This is a genomic window from Streptococcus parasanguinis (assembly GCF_001074805.1).
GTDB classification, from domain to species: domain Bacteria; phylum Bacillota; class Bacilli; order Lactobacillales; family Streptococcaceae; genus Streptococcus; species Streptococcus parasanguinis_A.
On sequence record NZ_JUPI01000054.1, the window covers coordinates 12,325 to 31,220 of the forward strand.

Genomic DNA, 18,896 nt, shown 5'->3' on the forward strand with positions numbered 1-18,896 from the left:
GAAAAGCATAAAAAAAGTTGAGACAGAAGTCTCAGCTTTTTTTAAATACTAAACAATTGTCCGAAGAAGTAAGTCACACCCATGGTGAGAAGGCCAATGATCAGGTTGCGAAGCATGGCTGGCTTGGTAGGTGCTTTTCCCAGTTTCGCACTGGTATAGCCAGTGAAGATCAAGGATAGTCCAACAACGAAGACTGTCACTGGAATGCGATAGTTAGCTGGAAAGAGAATGATAGAGAGCATTGGAGGAAGGGAACCAATAGAAAAAGCAAGGAAGCTAGATGCTGCTGCATGCCAAGGATTGGTAAATTCTTCGTATTCAATGCCGTATTTCTCTTCGACCAAGGCTTTGAGGGGGTGTTTCAGAAAGGCCCGTTCTGTCAAAATCTTTGCGGAAGTTTCGCATTCTCCATTTTGAAGAAAAGCATGGTAGAGAGATTCTCTCGCTAACTTTGGATCGCGATCCAACAAGGCTTGTTCGCGGTTAACAGCGGCTTCTTCCGTGTCTTTTTGTGTGGAAACAGAGACATACTCACCTCCCGCCATCGAAAAGGCACCGGCCAGAATTGCAGACAAGCCAGATAAGAAAATGATCCAGATGTTATGCGTGGCACTGGCCACCCCGATCACCACTCCAGCGATAGAAATGATTCCATCATTGGCCCCTAGAACCGCAGCTCTCAAAATATTCAAGCGATCGCTAAATGATTCATCTACTCCATGTTTTATTTCAGTCATACAATGTCTCCTTTTCCTTATTTAGAATGATTATAAATAAAATACAGAAAGAAATCAAGGATTTTAACTCAAATGATAAAAGTTAGACAATTTAATGGAACCTTTTAGTTGTAAAATTTGACATTACAAGCAAAATGGAGAGAGAATTTGACATACACCTATCCTATCAAGGTTTATTTAGCAGAAGTGCATAATTTTTGAGGATCCTGATGGCATTCTAACGCGAGTGCGGAAAGGATAACAAAAAACAGCAGGCTTCCTGCTGTTTTTTGACGAGATAAATTAGTTGTTTTCATTATCTTTTCCTACCACCCAAAATAAGAGAAGGAGTTGGAAAATACCTAAGGCAAATAAGGCCATGAAACCGTTGCGACTTCCTTTAGCTGTGGCTTGGGTGAAATCCAGCTTTTGATTGGCTTGGCTCATGGCAACGATCAAGGAAGCCAGAGTTGTTCCAACAGCACCTGCAAATTGTTGCAAAGTATTAAAGATTGCGTTCGCATCGGGTTGCTCTTCCAGAGAGAGTTGTTTTTGTCCGTTTGTCATGATATTGCCAAAGGCCAGCCCCATACCGGTCATGAAGATCATGTAAAAGATGAGAATCAAGCCATTTGTCAGCTTCAGTCCAAAGAGTGTGAAGAAGAAATGAGCCAGAAGTATCAAACTAGCTCCAAGGAGAATCGGTTTGCGAGCGCCCAACTTATCTAGAATGAGACCAGAGAAGGGAGCAAAACCTGCTCCAATGATGGCTCCTGGAAGCAACATCAAGGCTGCAAGCGTGGTGCTCGAGTGGTTGACCAATTGGACATAATTGGGCAAGAGGAAACTCATGGCCAGAGAACCTAATTGGAAGGTGAAAAAGGCAAGAACATGGCCAGTGAGGAGATGGTTCTTTAAGATGGCAAGGTTGATAATGGGAGTTTCTAACTGATTGGACCGCCAGACTAAGAGAACCAGTCCCAAGAATCCGATCACCAGCCAACCAAGGACAGAAAAACTAAAGAAAGCATGGTCAGAGAGTCCGTGAATGCCTAGAATCAAGCCTAAAAATAAAGCAATAATGGCGAGAAGACTCATGATATCAAGCCTTTCTCGCTTGACTGTACTGATTTGTTTAATGGAGCGAAGTCCTGCAACCAGAGAAGCTAGAAGGATCGGGAATTGAACCAAAAAGATGGACCGCCAACCGAAGTTAGCCGTCAAGAGACCACCGACAGTAGGCCCAATAGCGGGAGCGATGGCTGTTATCAGGGTACCCACTCCCATCATGAGACCGATCTTGCGTTTTGGGACCTGCTCTAAAATGATATTAAACATCAGAGGAAGGGCAAAACCAACCCCCATTCCTTGGACCAATCGACCCAAAACCACAAAGCCAAAACTTGGAGCTAGGAAGTCAATGAGAACACCTAAAACAGATAGGAGATTTCCAACTAAAAAGATGGACTTCATTTTAAAAGAGCGTTTGAGATAAGCAGACAAGGGGACCACACAGGCAACCACTAGAAGATAGATGGTGGTGACCCACTGGACGGTTGCGGTATTGATCTCAAATTCCTTCATCAATATTGGGAAGGTGATATTCATGGCAGTTTCTCCAGCCACCCCGCAAAAGGAAAGGATCCCTGTTGCAAAAATAGCGTATAGGACCTTGGCTGAAATTTTTTCTTGTGACATCGGTGTCTGATTCCTCCTAAATCTTCCTAAAGAGATGGACTATGGTATAAAAATCATGGTTACGATCTGATTTTCCGTCAGCTCCAATCGCTATGAGCATAGCAAGACCAACGGTAACCTGATCCATCGTTTTGTTAGCTAACAAATAGTATAGAGGAAATGAAGACCCCTGTCAAAGAGTTTTTGAAAAGTTTTGAAAATATTAACAGCATTCTCAACTGATGGCGTCTCTCCAAACGAAAGGAAAGGCTCGCCAGTATGGTATAATAATAGAAAAGTAAACAATGTGAATAAGTCAATCAACTCGAACAGGAGGCCCCATGACCAAGTATTTAGTCCAGAAGTTTTTCTGGTTACGAGAAAAAAGTTTGATTCAAATTTCCCAGAAAACCCTGGTTTCCTTATTTCCTTTTTTCCTATTTTCAGGAATCATTCGGGTGATCGCTCTATCGGTCTTCTCCGATCGAGGCTATATCCATCAGCTCTTTTCGATGGATAGTTGGTTGCCGTGGGATCAAGCTATTAGTCAAGTCCTTATCAATTTTTCCAACTTTCTAGGAGGGCTAGCAGGCCCTTTAGCGACCTACTTCGCTGGAAAATACACAGCTGGGCACTACGGTAGAAGTACAGGGACAGCAGGTGTCACTGCTCTTTTGGTCAGCTTGATTGTAGGCTCTCAGGAATTGTTGGTGGGCCCCCTCCATGACGGGCAACTGACGCGTATCAACTTACCTGCGACGACCAATATCGTCTTAGCGATTTTTTTAGGCTATCTAATCGGGCAAATCTTTCGTCTATCCAAGGCTAGTGACGACCAGATTGTAGACAAGGATTTCATCTATCAACCCAAGACGGTGCGTCCCATTTTCTTATCCTTAGTTCTAGGGGTCAGCCTCAATCTTCTTTTGGTTCTTGGAAATCAATTTAATATTTTTCAGACTATCCGACAGTTCTTGGCTTCTCTAATGGTAAGCAGTCATCATCTGCTGTCCACCTTTGTCATGGGACTATTTAGTGGGCTATCTGCTTGGTTTGGTAATAGTCAATCCTTTGCCTTGAACTCAATTGCGGATGATAACTTTGCTTTGGAAAATCTCACCTACGCTGTGACGCATCATACAACGACAGGCATTCCTCATCTCTATACCTTGACCAATTTGTACCGCAGTTTTGGTCTGGTGGCTGGTGTCGGCGCTGTCCTAGCGCTTTTGGTTGCAATCTTATTGGTTTCACGAAGTCAAAAGGACAAGAAAGTCAGCCTCCTCAGTCTGTTTCCAAGTCTCTTTAACAATGGGGCTTCTTTCATGGTAGGAATACCGGTCCTTCTCAACCTCCTATATGTGATTCCCTTCTTATTGATCCCCTTGGTGAATATGGGAATAGCAGCTGTAGCTTTGTGCTTCAAGCTGATGCCTGCAGCCGTCTATCCGGTGCCAGATGGGACTCCTAGCCTTCTCTATGCTTTTATTGGAACCGGAGGAAGTTTGAGGGCCTTAGCTGTCAGTATCCTTTGTTTTGCCATCGATGTGCTCCTTTATCTACCATTTGTCCGCATGGGAAATCGTATCCGAAAAGATCTAAAAGTGAAAGGAGAAAGCGATGAAAGTCTCTAAAAAAACAGCCATCGTCCTCACTTTGGTCTGTCTTTTCTTGATCGGTTTAGCCATACCTTCTTATAGCTGGACTCGTACCAATGTTTCAAAAATCGAGAAATTTTATAATTCCAAACTGTCGCCCATCATTATGATCCCGGGAAGCTCTGCGACAGAGAACCGCTTTGATGGCTTGGTGGCCAAGCTCAACAAAGAGCGTCAAGGAACCAAACACAGTCTGCTCAAGGTCAAAGTTTGGAATGATGGGCAGATCACCTATAGTGGAAGTATGGATGCCAAGGACAATGAACCGGTGATTGTGGTCGGTTTTGAAAACAACAAAGATGGCTATAGCAATATTAAAAAGCAGGCTAAACTATTTAATCAAGCCTTTGAAGCCCTTCAAGAAAAATACAATTTTAATAATTTCAAGGGCTTGGGTCATTCTAACGGTGGCTTGATTTATACAGCCTTTATTGAAAATTACTTGGGGGATTATGATATAGATCTCAAGACCCTCATGACCATCGGAACTCCCTACAATTTCACGGAGACCAATATCAAAAATAAATCTGAGATGTTGGCCGATTTTATCAAGGGAAAAGAAGCCATCCCCAATACGCTTCATATGTATTCAGTAGCAGGGACCATCACCTATGATTCAGATGAGTTGGTCCCAGATGCCAGTGTTTCTGCTGGGAAATATATCTACCAAAACCAAGCTGCTAGTTATACGGAGATCACAGTGACGGGGGAAGATGCCCAGCATTCGGACCTTCCAACCAATGATGAGGTGGTTGCCTTGGTGAAAGAGCATATTGAAAGTCAACCGGATCGTAGAACCAAACCAAATAAAGAAAACTAAGTGTGAAGAAGGGATTCCTTCCTCACTCTTTTTTTAGTATAATAAAGTTCAGTATGAAAACACGGGAGACTAAAGGAGATCAGATGAAAAGAGAACATTGGATTCAGTTGGGTTTAGCGGCTTCGAGTATGGTCTTGTTAACAGGATGTTACCAGAGATACCAGCGGCAGTCCAGTCCTAAAAAAGAGGTTGCAACGAGCCAGACTTCAGCAAAAAAACAAGCGAAAAAAGCAGATAACAAACAATTATACCAGTCTGTTTTTTCAGACTACCAAAAGATTTTTGCCACTTCAAAAGAGTTAGATGCCATTTCCAAATTGAATGATGCATTAGCTAAAGAAGATCGGATGATCAATAGCTGGGTGATCGAGACTATCATCAATCAGCCAGAAGCTGTCCGCTATGCCTTTAAGGACTTAAATAACGATGGGGTAGATGAGATGATCATCGCCAATCAGCAGACTGATGGAAGCTACTTTGTGACAGGAGTTTATTACCTCAAGGACCAAAAACCGACTCTGCTAGCCGAAGGTTTTGTCGCTGGACACGGTGGAGCGCGCAATGCGACGACCCTCTATCAGGGAGGAGAAGTCCTAGAAGTGAGTTGGTTATCTGGTACTGGTCGAGGAGTAGCCGTGCTCTCACGGATAGAAAAGACGCCTCAAGCTGCGACCAAAGTCCAGGAAGAAGAAGTCCAAGTACCGGGGTCAGATCTGAATTCCCTCTTTGGAAAATCGGATGAGGATAAACTGGATCTCAAGAGTTTTGACTGGCAAGCTTTTGACAGCACACCATCGGCGGGAAATAGCCAAAGCCAGGAAAAAACGCCTTGGAATGCTGAAAAATCAGCAAAATTAGCAGAATTTATGAAGACCTGGGGCGAAAAGATGGGCCAACCCAACTATCAAAAAGGCATCGCTGGCGGTGATGTAGGACCAGACAACCTCTATACTCTAGGGGAAAATAGTAAGATGGATGCCATTTATACAGATACTGGTCAAGGAAATGCAAAATACCGCATCGTGGAACGCTATAGCAATTGGGACAAGTATCCAGATGTGCATAGTTATTTCTTTGCCATTACAGATACAGGAGAAGGCATTGTCTTTCATTCTCCAACGACCAATGGAGGAAAGATGTATCTAAAACCAACGGACAACAAGGAACTTCAAGAAGAATTTACACAGTTGCTTCATCAATAAAAAGAAGAATAAACCAGAAAAGGAGTGTTTTTCTGGTTTTGTTTATTCAAAGAATGAATAAAGATACAATAAAAGAAATAATTTTTAGGATATAAAATATGTTAAAAACTAGTGATAATTGGCGGTGCATAAGTATTTGAAAACAGAAAATGTTTGACAATTAAAGGAAAATCATTTAAAATATATTCATTCTTTATTTATAGGAGAAAAAATATGAAAAAACTTCTTACAGCCGGTGTGGCTCTCTTGTCCGTTGCAACGTTAGCAGCTTGTTCTGGTAAAACTGCTTCAGAATCATCAAGCAAAGATGCAAAAGCTTCTTCTAGCAAAGTAGAAAAATCATCTACTTCAGAAAGCAAATCAAGCAGTTCATCAAAATCGTCTAAATCAGCAACCTCTTCTGTTGAAATTCCAGAAATTGTCTTGTTAACTGATGAAGAAATCGACAACGCCAAAACACTTGGTGATATGAAAACCATTTATGGAAAAATGATTGACAACTACACAAAATATGTCAAAGAGATTGGTGACAAGATCCCAGCATCTGGTAAAGATGCCTATAATAAGCAAGTAGATCCTGCGATCCAATCTATGGAGACTGCAAGAAAAACATTTAACGATACACTTTCAGCTGCAGGTTCTGATGATACAGTTGTTCCTGAACAAGCTCGTAGTCAATTCGCACAACAATTGAAAAATGCTCGCGATATTGCCCAAAAAGCTCTTGAAGGTGCTTATCAATCAATTGCACCATTGCTCTCTTCATCAGCTGAATAATCAATAAAAAAATAGGTTAGGACTTGAAGTCCCAGCCTATTTTTGCTTTCTTACAAAAATGTAAGAAATAAAGGGTAAAATGTAAGGTTATGTTATGGTGAAAGCCTTTCAGTTTTAGTACAATAGATTTGTAAAAATGGATTGAAGCTTTTATCGAGCTAGAAAGGAACAGACCATGACCCTACTAGACGTTCAACATATCAAAAAGATCTACAAAACCCGCTTTCAAGGAACGCAGGTCGAAGCCCTAAAAGATATTCACTTCACTGTTGAAAAGGGCGAATACGTCGCCATCATGGGGGAATCAGGATCCGGGAAATCCACCCTTCTCAACATCCTAGCCATGCTGGACCAGCCAACGGAAGGACGGGTCTACCTCAATGGCACCGACACCTCGACCATCAAAAACAAGGATGCGTCCAGTTTCCGTCGGGAAAAACTAGGCTTCGTCTTTCAAGATTTCAACCTGCTTGATACCTTGTCTGTCAAGGACAATATCCTTCTCCCTCTAGTCCTTTCTCGCAGACCAGTCAAGGAAATGATGAGCAAGGTGGAGAGCGTCAGTCGGGAGTTGGGCATTCACCAACTGCTTGAAAAATACCCTTACGAAATCTCTGGTGGGCAAAAACAACGGGTAGCCGTAGCACGGGCTATCATCACCTCGCCAGAAATCCTCCTGGCGGATGAGCCAACAGGGGCGTTGGATTCCAAGTCATCCGCTGCTCTGCTGGATGTCTTTGAAGACATCAATACCATGGGCCAAACCATTCTCATGGTGACCCACTCAACCGCAGCAGCAGCGCGTGCCAAGCGCGTGCTCTTTATCAAGGATGGGATTCTCTATAACCAGATCTTCCGCGGAGAAAAGACAGAGCGTCAGATGTTCCAAGAAATTTCAGATACCTTGACGGTCATGGCGGGAAAGGAGGATCATGATGTTTAAATTAACGAGTAAATTAGCTCTTTCCAACCTCAAACAAAATCGTAAGCTCTATTACCCTTTCGCTATAGCCGTTATTTTAACGACCATGATCCTCTATAGCTTTATCGCCCTGGCAACGACCCCTCACTTAGAGGCTTCTTACGGAGGACGAACGGCGAGATATGTCCTTGGTTTTGGTTGTTTCGTCGTCCAGCTGGTCGTCATCATTTTAGTGGCTTATGCCAATGGCTATGTCATGAAAAATCGTTCCAAAGAACTGGGACTCTACAGTGTTCTGGGGATGGAGAAGAAGCACCTCCTCGTCATGACCTTATGGGAATTGCTTATCTTCTATATCCTCACAGTTGGCGCGGGACTGGGTTTGGGACTCTTATTTGATCCCTTGATTTTTGCCTTACTCCTAAAATGTATGGGTCTACCAGTCGTCATTCAATCAACCTTCCAGATAGGGGCTGTTCTTAACACTTTACTTGGGTTAGCCTTAGCTTTTGGCCTCATTCTCTTGTTGAATTCTTTACGCCTTTTGCGCTACAGTTCCCTCCACCTCATGCAACAAAAGAAAGCAGGAGAGAAGAAGGGAAGATTCTTGCTGGTCCAAACTCTGTTAGGTCTAGGTCTCTTAGGAATTGCTTTCTATTTGGCGCTCACTGTTGAGCGTCCAGTTGCGGCCGTCCAAAGATTCTTTATTGCTGTCATCTTGGTCATTCTGGCGACTTATCTCTTATTCAACGCAGGATCGATTACCTTCTTAAGAATTCTTAAAGGTCGGAAACCCTACTATTACAAGCCGGAGAATTTTATCTCTGTTTCCAACTTAATAGCTCGGATGCGAAAAAATGCAGCGGGTCTTGCGACCATTAGTATTCTTTCCACCATGGTCTTGGTCACCTTAACCGGGTCGCTCAATCTCTTTATTGGAGGGCAGAATTACCTAGATACTATGTACCCTTCGGACTACAATTTTAGTGTGGGACATATGCCTTCAGATGCTGAAACAGAACCGGTTATTGAGGAGGTTCAAGCTATTATTCAGAAAACAGCCGATGCGACACATCTGTCAGATTATCAGGTGGCACAGACAACATACTGGTCGGCTGAAATTCGAAAGATTGATGGAAGGATCTTAGAGGTGTATGACCAGTCCGATCAAGAAACTGGTCAGGAATTGAAGACAGAAGGAGTAGTCTACTTTTTTGATCAGGCGACTTATGAGCAACTGACCGGTCAAAAAGTTGAGCTTGGGGAAAATGAAATCCTAGCCTATGGGTATCAATATCCTGGAAGATTAGACGCGCAATTAGAAATCAATGGGAAGACCTTTACGATTAAAGAAAAACTAGACTCCAATTTTATCCAAGGAAAACTCCCTCAAGCCGACCTGTTTCAACACCAAATGGGCTTGTATCTTGTCCTCCCTGACTTGAACCAACTGGGACTAAAAATTGATAAAAATTTGGAATTCTCTATTAGTGCTAAAAATAAAGAAAACCAAGATTTTATAGCTGGAATGGCCAAAGAGCTTAATTCGACAGACAAAATGAGTCAATATGGTGCGACTTTGTTTGGTGGGGTTGATCGATACAGCATGGAGAAGGAGTGGCGTGAATCAGCAGGGACAATCCTCTTTATTGGGATTTTCCTATCGGTGATCTTTCTATTGTCTACGGTACTCGTCATTTACTACAAGCAGATTTCAGAGGGCTATGAGGACCGGGATAATTTTGTGATCTTGCAACAAGTAGGGTTGGACCAAAAGCAAACGGCCACCACCATTCGCAAACAGATTCTCACTGTCTTTTTCCTTCCTTTATTCTTCTCCTTCCTCTACCTAGGAGTGGCCTACAAGATGATTGCAAAGATCGTTGCCCTCTTAGGAGCAACCAATGCGGGCTTGGTCCTTCAAACGACTCTTTCTATCTGCGCTGTCTTTTTCATCTCCTATATTCTCGTCTTTCTTCTGACTTCTAGAAGTTATCGGAAGATTGTCGTGCGATAGCGTTCGAGTCTATAAAAGATTAGAAATAAGATGAAACATACAACATTTTGTTAGCACAAAAAACACCGGGGATGTAACCCCCGGTGTTTTTATCGTGATTATTTCACGTGTTTTGCAAGTTCTTCTTGCGCTTTTTTGTTTGATTCTTCTTTTTCTTTCAACCAATTCTTATAAGCTTTTTCGTAGTCAGCAGTTGTGACTGTCTTGTCTTGCACTTTTTGGTATTTGAAGAAGCTTGTTTCACCTTTAATACCAATTGCAGAATTTGCTGCTGAGAATGGCGTCACCTTCGTGATAGATGGAACTCCACCCTTAGAGTAGATTGGAAGAACAATGGCGTTTTCTGTCAACCAAGCTTGGGCAGCAGCGTATTTTTCATAACGTGCATTGGTATCTAATTTTTCAGCATTGGCAGCATCCAACAATTCTTTGTATTGGTTCAAACCAATTTTTTCGATGAGCGCTTGGTCTTTCTTAGGATCAAGTCCCATACCAGTCAATGTTGAACCATCTGTTGGGTTCAAGATATCCAAGTAAGTAGATGGGTCTTGGAAGTCAGGTCCCCAACCAGTGATATCCATATCAAAGTCTTTTTGCTCTGGTGATTGGGCAAAGTAAGTAGCGTTATCTGCATCGTCTGTAGACAATTTTTGTACATCAATCACGACATTGTCTTTACCAAGAGCTGCTTCGATTGAGCTCTTCATAGAGTCTGCTTGTTGGACAAGAGCATTAGAAGATTGGTCTACGACATAGTCGATATGGATTGGGAATTGAACACCTTGTGATTGCAATTCAGCCTTCGCTTTTTCAAGTTCCGCTTTGGCTTTATCCGCATTATGCAAGCTATCTTGAGCATCAGCAAAGCTAACACCATTCCACTCATCTCCTGTTGCGGCAAGCTTTTCTTCAACGAGAGTACCGAAGTCTTTCCCGCCTGCTTGCACAAATGTTGGTGGAACTAAAAGGGTACGAAGAGTTTTTGATGCTCCGTCTTTCCCGTTAACTTGAGCGCTGTAGGAAGTTCTGTCTAAAGCAAAGTTCAAAGCTTGACGGAAGTTTTTGTTTTGAAGAGCTGTCTTAGTACTGTTCTTTTGCTCATCAGACGTCTTCTTCGTATGGCCGTAGTTTTGACGGTTAACGTTGAAGTAAGCGTAGTAAACAGTAGAATCTTGTGGGGAATAAACGATGTTATCCTTGAATTTCTTCTCAATCGTACTGTAAGTTGAGCTTGTTGGGAAGAGACGAGCAGTAGATAGGTTCCCATCTGAGAAGTTACGAGCAAGATAGTCTTGGTCAGATCCATCGAAGTAAGTCAATTTAACCGTATCGATGTGAACATTTTTCTTGTCGTAGTAATCAGGGTTTTTATCCAACTCGATTTGTGATTTTGAAGTGAAGGATTTCAAAATGTATGGACCATTGTAGAGGATACCATTTGGTTTCACGCTACCAAAGTCTTTCCCAGCTGATTCCAAGAATTTTTCATTAACTGGCATCATGGTAGCAGTCGTCAATTTAGAATTCCAGAAAGATTCTGGTTGGTTCAAAGTGTATTGAAGAGTGTGATCATCAACAGCTTTTACCCCAACGGTTGAGAAGTCTTTGGTTTTCCCGTTTACATAGTCATCCAAGCCTTTGACTGAGTTTTGAACCAAGTAAAGAGCATCCGATTTTTTATCTGCTACGTATTTTAGAGATGTCACGAAATCTTGTGCAGTAACGTCAGCGTATTCATTTCCTTCTGAATCATACCACTTCGCGTCTTTTCGAAGCTTGTAAGTATAAGTCAGACCATCTTTTGAAACGGACCAGTCCTCAGCAAGAGCAGGCACTAAGTTACCGTATTGATCGTTTTCAAACAAACCATCGACCAAGTTGGTTGTAATGTCGCTTGTAGTTGAACGATTTGAAGTCAAATAGTTCAAGGAATCAGGGTCTGTACCATACACGTAGTTGTAGGTAGTCCCTTTTGACGCATTAGAAGATGAGCCACATGCAGCAAGGAAAAGCGTTGAAGCTGCGGCGACACCTGCTAAAAGAGCAAGCTTCGATTTTTTCATATTCGTGTCTCCTTTTGAATAATTTTAATTATTATACTCCAATCAATCTACAAAATAAAGTGTTTTTTGAACTTTTTTTGTATATTTACACACCAGTATACAGTGAAACCCTTGATTTTATGGGATTTTTAAGGAATAAAAATTTTTTTTAAAAAAAATTACTATTATGCTTTACATACTAGTTGAGAAAGAGTATACTGATAGTGAGCAAACTAGTATGTAAAACAAACTAGTGAAAAATGTGAAGAAAGAGGTGAGAAGGATGAAAGAGTCCCAATTACTAAAGGGAGTCTTAGAGGGCTGTGTGCTGGAGATTATTTCTAAAAAGGCTATCTATGGCTATGAATTGATCCAAAGTCTCAAAGAGATGGGATTTGATAAGATTGTCGCTGGGACCATTTATCCCCTGCTTCAAAAGTTAGAAAAACAAGGAATTATTCATGGGGAAATGAGGCCGTCTCCAGATGGTCCCGATCGCAAGTATTTTTCACTCAGTGATGCTGGAAGAGAGCGCTTAGAGGAATTTTGGTACCAGTGGCAGGAGTTAGTCACAAAAGTAGAACGTATCAAGAAGGAGGGAGAAGAATGGTAGAAAGTTATACCGAAAAAATGTCAGATGAATTGATTCATCTAAACAAAGAGGATCAAGTCTATGTGAAAAAAATGGTGGCCTATATTGGGGCCAAATCCTATTTTTATGATGATGAAGCACTCGGTGAACAACTCTACAATATGGTTTGCGACCTGAAAGTTGCTGAAAAAGAAGGCATTCGGGCGGTGGATTATTTTGGAAAGGATCCACGGGCGATGGTGGATCAAGTTCTTTCAGACTTGCCTAAACGCTCTTTAGGATCTTACGTGGGACTCGTCTTCCTACTTGGAGTGATCTTGGTTGGCATGCGTTATTTAATGGATTTTACCTGGATGACACCACTGAAAATCGAACCTTTGACCTATGTTGTCATTCTCCTCAATTTCTTGGTGTTCAGCCAGTTTATCACGTGGCTTTGGTCCAAACAGAGCTATGGTGAAATGAAGTGGTCTTGGGCTATGTTTATCAGTGTGATCAGCCTGATGGTGTTTCTGAACATTGTACGACTATGTTCGATCTATTTTGGCCACATTGGGAGTCTCTTCTTATCAGATGGTTGGGCGATTGTTCTCGCTGTCCTAGTCTTACTTTGGTTTACGGTCTTGGCTTTTAGAAGCAGGAATCGTCTGATGTCGAGTCTACTAGTCATGGCCCTGACTTTCCTAGTTACGGGATGCTGGATTCGTCTTGTGAATCAGGAAACTGCTCATTTAATAGGCTGGTTACTTCCTCTCATGGGACTAGTCCTGACCCTTATTGTATTTTGTCTCCAAAGAAAGAAGGAAGAAGCATGAAATCAGCAATGTATTTTGAAGAAACGCAGGCCTTGATGCAAACCTTTAGCCAGGAGGACCAAGCCTATTTCCAAGATCTCTGGGATTATTTCAATTTTGCAGGTTTCTTATATGAGGAGAAAGCCTTAAGAGAGCAGGTCTATAATCTAGCGCTAGATTTTTCGCAAGCAGGAGCGGATGGCTTAACGGCCAAGGACTATTTTGGTCTCGATCCAAAGGGAATGGCAGACCAAATCATCGAAAATATGCCCAAAGAATCGACGCGGTCTGTTTTGAAATATGGGGCTATCTTTTCAGGTATTGTGATATTTTATCGCCTCTTAAGTGATTTTGCTTCTCAAGCGGTCCTTGTGATCAAGCCACTAGTCTATTTGACAGACATCATTTTGGGACTCCTAGCTGTTGGGATCATCTTCTATCTCCTTCGTCGTCTCATTTTTGCGGAGGAAAAAACGAAAAAAGCAATTTATGTAGTCTTTGTTCTAGTTCTAGGATTCTATTTTGTCGGTGAAATAGTAGGCGTCCGCTTCTTGCCTGCTTTTGCTTGGTTTGTAGTCCCTAGTCCTTGGGATGCCCTTCTCATGACAGGGGCTAGTGGAGCTCTCATTCTTTGGCAATGGAAAGAAGAGTTTGGACGAGCTTTCATCTTTCCTATCATCGCCTTTTTAGTGGTTGGATTCCTACATCGCTGGACCTTGGCACAAGGAGTTCAGAATCTTGGTATGACGGTTCTTCTGCCCACAGTGATCATCGTCTTTGGGCTAGTTATTTATTATTGGTTTACGATTCGTGCTTTGAAAAAGAATAGGACGGAAAGTGATAAATAGTAAGAAAAGGGGGGCTGGGACAAAAGTCCTAGCCTCTCAATTGTTTTTGGATTGTCAAGCAAGACGCAGTAGTTGAGTGCTCAAAGCACTGCTTTGAGGTGGTAGATAGGACTTGCTAAGCAAGTTTCCTAAGTAGTTGTTCGCTTTTCAAGTTCCAAAGATGCCCTACTCAACTGTGCGGAGGTGGGACGACGAAATCGAATTCTGACGAATTACCGATTTCTGTCCCACTCTCTTTCTTGTTCAAGTATGATAGAATAAACTCATTAGATGGGAGAATAGATATGAATTTATTTCGAAAAAAGGGACTTGGGCAAGTACACCCGGGTCTAAATCGCCATTTACGATTGTGGGATTTGATTATTTTAGGAATTGGTGCCATGGTGGGGACAGGGATCTTCACGATTACAGGGACTGCAGCCGCGAATTTAGCTGGTCCAGCCTTGATCATTTCGATTGTGATTGCGGCTTTTTGCGTTGGCTTATCTGCCCTCTTCTTTGCTGAATTTGCATCTCGCATCCCTTCAACTGGTGGGGCCTATAGTTACCTCTATGCCATCTTTGGAGAGTTTCCAGCCTGGATTGCCGGTTGGTTGACCGTGATGGAATTTATGACAGCTGTATCAGGGGTGGCTTCAGGTTGGGCCGCGTATTTCAAGGGCTTGTTGGCCAATCTTGGCTGGAGTCTGCCGACGGCTTTAAACGGGACTTTTGATCCAGCTAAGGGAACTTATGTGGATCTCTTGCCTATTTTGGTCATGGTCCTCGTCACAGCCTTAGTTCTTATGAATGCAAAAGCGGTCTTACGCTTTAATTCCTTGTTGGTCTTACTCAAGTTTTCCGCTCTTGCCTTGTTTATCCTTGTCGGGATTTTTCATCTAAACCCTGGCAACTGGGCAAACTTTGCCCCTTATGGATTTGGCGAAATCTATGGTGGTCAGACAGGGATTATGGCTGGAGCTTCGCTCATGTTCTTTGCCTTTCTAGGTTTTGAGTCCATTTCCATGGCGGTCGACGAAATCAAGGAACCACAAAAGAACGTCCCTCGTGGGATTGTCCTCAGTCTTTTGATCACAACTGTTCTTTATATCTTGGTCACCCTGGTTTTGACCGGTATGGTTCCTTTTAAGAACTTAAATGTAGATGATGCAGTAGCCTTTGCCCTCCGTCAGGTCGGAGCCGGCTGGGCTGGAAATTATGTATCGCTGGTAGCGATTTTGACCCTAATTACTGTCTGCATTTCCATGACCTTTGCCCTCTCACGGATGATTTATAGTTTGGCGCGGGATGGTCTCTTACCAAAAGCTATGAAACAGCTCGATCCAAAAACCAGAATTCCAAAAAATGCAACACTAGTAGCTGGATCGATAGCTGCCATTGCTGGTGGAGTCTTTCCACTTGCAAGTATCGCTTCCTTTTTAAATATTTGTACCTTGGCTTACCTGGTTATGTTGGCCCTTGCCCTCTTGAAATTGCGCAAGGAACACGGGGCTCCTGGACCTGGTGAATTTAAAACACCCTTGGTTCCAGTCTTGCCAATCCTATCGATTGTGGTCTGTCTGTCCTTTATGACCCAGTATTCCCTATCGACCTGGCTGGCCTTCGGAGTTGCTCTCTTGATTGGTGTCGGAATTTATTTCGGTTATGGCTATCGCCATTCAGAAGAAAATCAATAAAAGATGAAAGCTAGAGTAGAAGAACTCTGGCTTTTTGTATAGGGAAAGCTCTTTTTTTGGTATAATAAAGGGAGAAAGTTAACTAGATAACAAAGGAGAAAAACATGACATTTGAAGAGATTTTACCAGGCTTAAAGGCTAAGAAAAAATATGTGCGAACCGGTTGGGGTGGAGCAGAAAACTATGTCCAATTGTTTGATACCATTGAGCAAAATGGGGTGGCTCTAGAAGTGACACCTTATTTCCTCATCAATGTCTCTGGTGAGGGTGAAGGTTTCTCCATGTGGAGTCCAACCCCTTGTGATGTCTTAGCGACAGATTGGGTGGAAGTCCATGACTAAAAGGGTCTTGATTACAGGAGTGAGCTCCGGGATTGGTTTGGCTCAAGCTCGTCTCTTTCTAGAAAAGGGCTACCAGGTTTATGGGGTGGATCAGGGAGCGGATCCACAGTTAGCGGGTGCTTTCCATTTCTTACAACGGGACTTAACTCTTGATTTGACGCCAATTTTTGACTGGTGTCCAGAGGTCGATGTCTTGTGCAATACGGCTGGGGTCTTGGATGACTACAAACCGCTCCTTGAGCAAAGCGCTCAGGAGATTCAGGAGATCTTTGAGATCAACTATGTGACTCCGGTAGAGCTGACACGGTATTATCTGACTAAAATGTTGGAGAAGAAGCAAGGGATTATCATCAATATGTGCTCCATTGCTTCTAGCCTAGCAGGAGGTGGCGGTCACGCTTATACTTCCTCCAAGCATGCTTTAGCAGGTTTTACCAAGCAGTTGGCTCTAGATTATGCAGAAGCTGGTATTCAAGTCTTTGGGATTGCTCCTGGGGCTGTCAAAACAGGTATGACCGCAGCGGATTTTGAACCAGGTGGATTGGCTGACTGGGTAGCCAGTGAAACCCCCATCAAGCGCTGGATAGAGCCAGAAGAAGTGGCGGAAGTCAGCCTCTTTTTGGCTAGTGGAAAGGTGTCTGCCATGCAGGGGCAAATCCTGACGATTGATGGTGGTTGGAGTTTGAAGTAGGAGGATGAAAAAACAGGAGTTAAAATCTTGCTAAGAAATATAATTGTTTTTTCCTTAAAAACACAGGGATAATAACAATTATGAAGATAACTGAGGGTAAGTTCAGAAGAACTTTTTGAATGGGCTACCTGAAACCTTAAGAGATTGTTTTAGAAGAAACGAATAGTACAATTGATTTGCTAAGTTATTGTGGAATGAAGGTGAAGTCATGATTAAATTAGTGAATGTTACTAAATGTTTTAGTGATGGATCGAATGTCAGATATATTTTCAAAAATTGTAATTTTGAATTTAAAAAAGGTAGCACGACTGCAATAGTTGGCCGTTCTGGATTAGGAAAAACTACTCTTGTTAAATTAATATTAGGGATTACCAGTTTAAATGAGGGGGATATCTTAGTCTGTGGTAGTTCCATTTTAGATATGAAAAATTTGAGTAAGGTAAGGCGTAGGAATATTGGCTGTGTCTTCCAAAACTTTAATTTGATTTCAGGTTTCACGGTGAAAGAGAATATTCTACTTCCAAGATATTTTTTTGAAAATGGAGAGAATAACATTAACGAAATTTGTAACACTCTAGGTCTTTCAAAGGAAATGTTAAGCAAGAGTATTGATAAGATTAGTGGAGGTGAAAAACAAAGAGTTGCCTTGGCAAGAGCTCTTATTAATAATCCAGAAATATTGATAGCAGATGAACCTACTGGTAATTTAGACGCTGCTAACGAACAAAATATAATAGAATTGTTGAAGCGGATCAATGAGGAGTTAGGTATCACGATTATAACAGTAACTCATAGTGATAAGGTGGCGAATAGTATGCAGTCTATTTGCACAGTTGTTGATGGCAAAATTGAGTACGTAAGGAGATGATAAAATGAATCATTCCATATTATTCATTGCTAAAAGAGATTTAGAAGTTAACAAACGAAGATATAGATTAGTTCGATTGTCAATAGCGATCTCTGTTTTGCTAATTGTTTTAGTGATGCTCATTTCTAATTCTTTCTATAATAAAATGATTAAAGAAATGACTGTAGCAAATAAAAATGTTGTTACTGTTGCCTTTGGTAATAAAGAAAATTCTCTGAATTATAAAGCTTTACCTTTATTTTCTAGTGATGATATTGATCGAGTTAAAAAAATTGATGAAGTAAAAAATATTACAGGTGTGAAACTACTATTTACGGATGATATCAAATTCCAAAATGGCAAAACATCGGTTTCCAATACCATCCATTGTTTAGAAGAAAAGTATTTAAAAAACCTGAATATTAGAATTGCTGAAGGAAAATTTCCAGAGAAGGACAATGAAATATTAATCGGAGATTCCGTACACAAGGCTACATCAATGAATGTCGGAGATACGGTGACTATTAAGATTGATAATCATTATGTAAAATTTGTAATTTCTGGCATTATAGACAAGCAAGAAGCGCAGTTATTTTCTACCTTGCCAACAGAAATAAATCAAATGATGGCAATCAATGTAAAAAGTAGTAGCGTTTCATCAAATAAGTATTACTATCTGAATGCTACTGTAAAAAATGGAACCGATTTAAATGAAGTAGCAAACAAGATCGAAAAGACTGTTTTAAAAAATGAAAATTTAAAACAATCTTTATCAGGGACAGGATTAGATGTTGTTGTAGCAACACAACAGGATGTTATCAATATGCTATCCAGATGGTTTTCCTACATCGACCTTTTTATCCTCTTAATCATAGTTCTTATCTCTATTGTAGCGATTATTAATATCATCAATATTCTAGCCATTACCATTCAGGAGAATCATAAACAGATCGCAACTTTTAAAATCATCGGTGCATCTGATCGACAGATAAAAAGAATATATTTATTTGAAAGCTTTATGATGGGAGTACGAGGTACAAGCGCGGGATTGGTGATAGGAATTGCTATTTCTTATTTGATCATCTTTTTGAGTGGATTGCCACTAGATATTGAACTTACCAGATTGTTGTTCCCGGTATTAATAGGGATACTCACTTCAGTTTTTGCAGGATTATTGGTATCTAGAAAAATTACTAAAATTGATATTGAAAAGGTATTAAATCAATAGAGAAGAAATGATTAGGGTCAATAAGAGATGGTGTTGCAAAAAGAATAG

Annotated in this window: 18 protein-coding genes; 14 read left to right on the forward strand and 4 right to left on the reverse strand. The window is 41.5% G+C overall.

Annotated elements, in window-relative coordinates:
• Positions 1-41: 41 nt before the first annotated feature.
• The 3 genes from ADI76_RS03925 to ADI76_RS03930 all read right to left on the reverse strand — a co-directional run bounded on the left by ADI76_RS03925 (position 42) and on the right by ADI76_RS03930 (position 2,414).
• On the reverse strand, positions 42-737 hold the full coding sequence (locus ADI76_RS03925; protein WP_049514847.1) for a VIT1/CCC1 transporter family protein: 696 nt from the start codon (positions 735-737) through the stop codon (positions 42-44).
• Between the two features lie 173 nt (positions 738-910).
• Positions 911-1,033: a hypothetical protein gene (locus ADI76_RS11790; protein ID WP_275043660.1), complete on the reverse strand. Its 123-nt coding sequence runs from the start codon at positions 1,031-1,033 to the stop codon at positions 911-913.
• Entirely contained in the window at positions 1,020-2,414 is a 1,395-nt protein-coding gene (locus ADI76_RS03930; RefSeq protein WP_049514848.1) for an MFS transporter, read from the reverse strand. Before ADI76_RS03930 ends, ADI76_RS11790 begins: the two co-directional genes overlap by 14 nt.
• A 320-nt stretch (positions 2,415-2,734) precedes the next feature.
• Here ADI76_RS03930 and ADI76_RS03935 point away from each other — a divergent pair, with 320 nt between their 5' ends.
• From ADI76_RS03935 to ADI76_RS03960, 6 genes are all read left to right on the forward strand, one after another.
• Complete coding sequence (locus ADI76_RS03935; RefSeq protein ID WP_049514849.1) at positions 2,735-4,027, forward strand: PTS transporter subunit EIIC; 1,293 nt, start codon at positions 2,735-2,737, stop codon at positions 4,025-4,027.
• Entirely contained in the window at positions 4,014-4,871 is an 858-nt protein-coding gene (locus ADI76_RS03940) for an alpha/beta hydrolase (RefSeq protein ID WP_049514850.1), read from the forward strand. The genes ADI76_RS03935 and ADI76_RS03940 overlap by 14 nt, the downstream gene beginning before the upstream one ends.
• Positions 4,872-4,954: 83 nt before the next feature.
• Positions 4,955-6,073: a DUF4767 domain-containing protein gene (locus ADI76_RS03945; RefSeq protein WP_049514851.1), complete on the forward strand. Its 1,119-nt coding sequence runs from the start codon at positions 4,955-4,957 to the stop codon at positions 6,071-6,073.
• 213 nt (positions 6,074-6,286) lie between these two features.
• Entirely contained in the window at positions 6,287-6,850 is a 564-nt protein-coding gene (locus tag ADI76_RS03950; protein WP_049514852.1) for a hypothetical protein, read from the forward strand.
• A gap of 175 nt (positions 6,851-7,025) precedes the next feature.
• Positions 7,026-7,793 carry an ABC transporter ATP-binding protein gene (locus ADI76_RS03955; RefSeq protein WP_049514853.1) on the forward strand — a complete coding sequence of 256 codons (768 nt, stop codon included), beginning with the start codon at positions 7,026-7,028 and terminating at the stop codon, positions 7,791-7,793.
• Positions 7,786-9,789: an FtsX-like permease family protein gene (locus tag ADI76_RS03960; RefSeq protein WP_049514854.1), complete on the forward strand. Its 2,004-nt coding sequence runs from the start codon at positions 7,786-7,788 to the stop codon at positions 9,787-9,789. Before ADI76_RS03955 ends, ADI76_RS03960 begins: the two co-directional genes overlap by 8 nt.
• A 98-nt stretch (positions 9,790-9,887) precedes the next feature.
• On the opposite strand, the gene ADI76_RS03965 is transcribed toward ADI76_RS03960, so the two are convergent.
• Positions 9,888-11,852 (reverse strand): peptide ABC transporter substrate-binding protein, encoded by a 1,965-nt coding sequence (locus ADI76_RS03965; RefSeq protein WP_049514855.1) that lies wholly within the window; start codon positions 11,850-11,852, stop codon positions 9,888-9,890.
• Positions 11,853-12,114: 262 nt separating this feature from the next.
• Between ADI76_RS03965 and ADI76_RS03970 the strand changes: the two genes are divergently transcribed.
• The 8 genes from ADI76_RS03970 to ADI76_RS04005 all read left to right on the forward strand — a co-directional run bounded on the left by ADI76_RS03970 (position 12,115) and on the right by ADI76_RS04005 (position 18,848).
• On the forward strand, positions 12,115-12,444 hold the full coding sequence (locus ADI76_RS03970; RefSeq protein WP_049514856.1) for a PadR family transcriptional regulator: 330 nt from the start codon (positions 12,115-12,117) through the stop codon (positions 12,442-12,444).
• On the forward strand, positions 12,438-13,238 hold the full coding sequence (locus ADI76_RS03975) for a hypothetical protein (protein ID WP_049514857.1): 801 nt from the start codon (positions 12,438-12,440) through the stop codon (positions 13,236-13,238). Before ADI76_RS03970 ends, ADI76_RS03975 begins: the two co-directional genes overlap by 7 nt.
• Positions 13,235-14,065: a hypothetical protein gene (locus ADI76_RS03980; RefSeq protein ID WP_049514858.1), complete on the forward strand. Its 831-nt coding sequence runs from the start codon at positions 13,235-13,237 to the stop codon at positions 14,063-14,065. Before ADI76_RS03975 ends, ADI76_RS03980 begins: the two co-directional genes overlap by 4 nt.
• Before the next feature lie 284 nt (positions 14,066-14,349).
• On the forward strand, positions 14,350-15,741 hold the full coding sequence (locus tag ADI76_RS03985; protein ID WP_049514859.1) for an APC family permease: 1,392 nt from the start codon (positions 14,350-14,352) through the stop codon (positions 15,739-15,741).
• 104 nt (positions 15,742-15,845) lie between these two features.
• The gene (locus ADI76_RS03990; RefSeq protein ID WP_000141913.1) at positions 15,846-16,082 is read left to right on the forward strand and encodes a DUF2829 domain-containing protein; all 237 of its coding nucleotides are present in this window, start codon (positions 15,846-15,848) and stop codon (positions 16,080-16,082) included.
• Positions 16,075-16,773, forward strand: coding sequence for a 3-oxoacyl-ACP reductase (locus ADI76_RS03995; RefSeq protein WP_049514860.1), 699 nt, complete (start codon positions 16,075-16,077; stop codon positions 16,771-16,773). The genes ADI76_RS03990 and ADI76_RS03995 overlap by 8 nt, the downstream gene beginning before the upstream one ends.
• A gap of 208 nt (positions 16,774-16,981) precedes the next feature.
• A complete protein-coding gene (locus ADI76_RS04000; RefSeq protein WP_049486387.1) occupies positions 16,982-17,641 on the forward strand; it encodes an ABC transporter ATP-binding protein in 660 nt (219 codons plus the stop codon).
• Positions 17,642-17,645: 4 nt separating this feature from the next.
• Complete coding sequence (locus ADI76_RS04005) at positions 17,646-18,848, forward strand: ABC transporter permease (RefSeq protein WP_049514861.1); 1,203 nt, start codon at positions 17,646-17,648, stop codon at positions 18,846-18,848.
• The last annotated feature ends 48 nt before the right edge of the window (positions 18,849-18,896 follow it).

Bases quoted from the DNA above. Each gene is read 5' to 3' on its own strand.
- ADI76_RS03970 (WP_049514856.1), top strand. From the start codon at position 12,115: ATGAAAGAGTCCCAATTACTAAAGGGAGTCTTAGAGGGCTGTGTGCTG.
- ADI76_RS03995 (WP_049514860.1), top strand. From the start codon at position 16,075: ATGACTAAAAGGGTCTTGATTACAGGAGTGAGCTCCGGGATTGGTTTG.
- ADI76_RS03935 (WP_049514849.1), top strand. From the start codon at position 2,735: ATGACCAAGTATTTAGTCCAGAAGTTTTTCTGGTTACGAGAAAAAAGT.
- ADI76_RS03975 (WP_049514857.1), top strand. From the start codon at position 12,438: ATGGTAGAAAGTTATACCGAAAAAATGTCAGATGAATTGATTCATCTA.
- ADI76_RS03990 (WP_000141913.1), top strand. From the start codon at position 15,846: ATGACATTTGAAGAGATTTTACCAGGCTTAAAGGCTAAGAAAAAATAT.
- ADI76_RS03950 (WP_049514852.1), top strand. From the start codon at position 6,287: ATGAAAAAACTTCTTACAGCCGGTGTGGCTCTCTTGTCCGTTGCAACG.
- ADI76_RS04005 (WP_049514861.1), top strand. From the start codon at position 17,646: ATGAATCATTCCATATTATTCATTGCTAAAAGAGATTTAGAAGTTAAC.
- ADI76_RS03930 (WP_049514848.1), bottom strand. From the start codon at position 2,414: ATGTCACAAGAAAAAATTTCAGCCAAGGTCCTATACGCTATTTTTGCA.
- ADI76_RS03925 (WP_049514847.1), bottom strand. From the start codon at position 737: ATGACTGAAATAAAACATGGAGTAGATGAATCATTTAGCGATCGCTTG.
- ADI76_RS03945 (WP_049514851.1), top strand. From the start codon at position 4,955: ATGAAAAGAGAACATTGGATTCAGTTGGGTTTAGCGGCTTCGAGTATG.
- ADI76_RS03955 (WP_049514853.1), top strand. From the start codon at position 7,026: ATGACCCTACTAGACGTTCAACATATCAAAAAGATCTACAAAACCCGC.
- ADI76_RS03980 (WP_049514858.1), top strand. From the start codon at position 13,235: ATGAAATCAGCAATGTATTTTGAAGAAACGCAGGCCTTGATGCAAACC.
- ADI76_RS03965 (WP_049514855.1), bottom strand. From the start codon at position 11,852: ATGAAAAAATCGAAGCTTGCTCTTTTAGCAGGTGTCGCCGCAGCTTCA.
- ADI76_RS04000 (WP_049486387.1), top strand. From the start codon at position 16,982: ATGATTAAATTAGTGAATGTTACTAAATGTTTTAGTGATGGATCGAAT.
- ADI76_RS11790 (WP_275043660.1), bottom strand. From the start codon at position 1,033: ATGAAAACAACTAATTTATCTCGTCAAAAAACAGCAGGAAGCCTGCTG.
- ADI76_RS03940 (WP_049514850.1), top strand. From the start codon at position 4,014: ATGAAAGTCTCTAAAAAAACAGCCATCGTCCTCACTTTGGTCTGTCTT.
- ADI76_RS03960 (WP_049514854.1), top strand. From the start codon at position 7,786: ATGTTTAAATTAACGAGTAAATTAGCTCTTTCCAACCTCAAACAAAAT.
- ADI76_RS03985 (WP_049514859.1), top strand. From the start codon at position 14,350: ATGAATTTATTTCGAAAAAAGGGACTTGGGCAAGTACACCCGGGTCTA.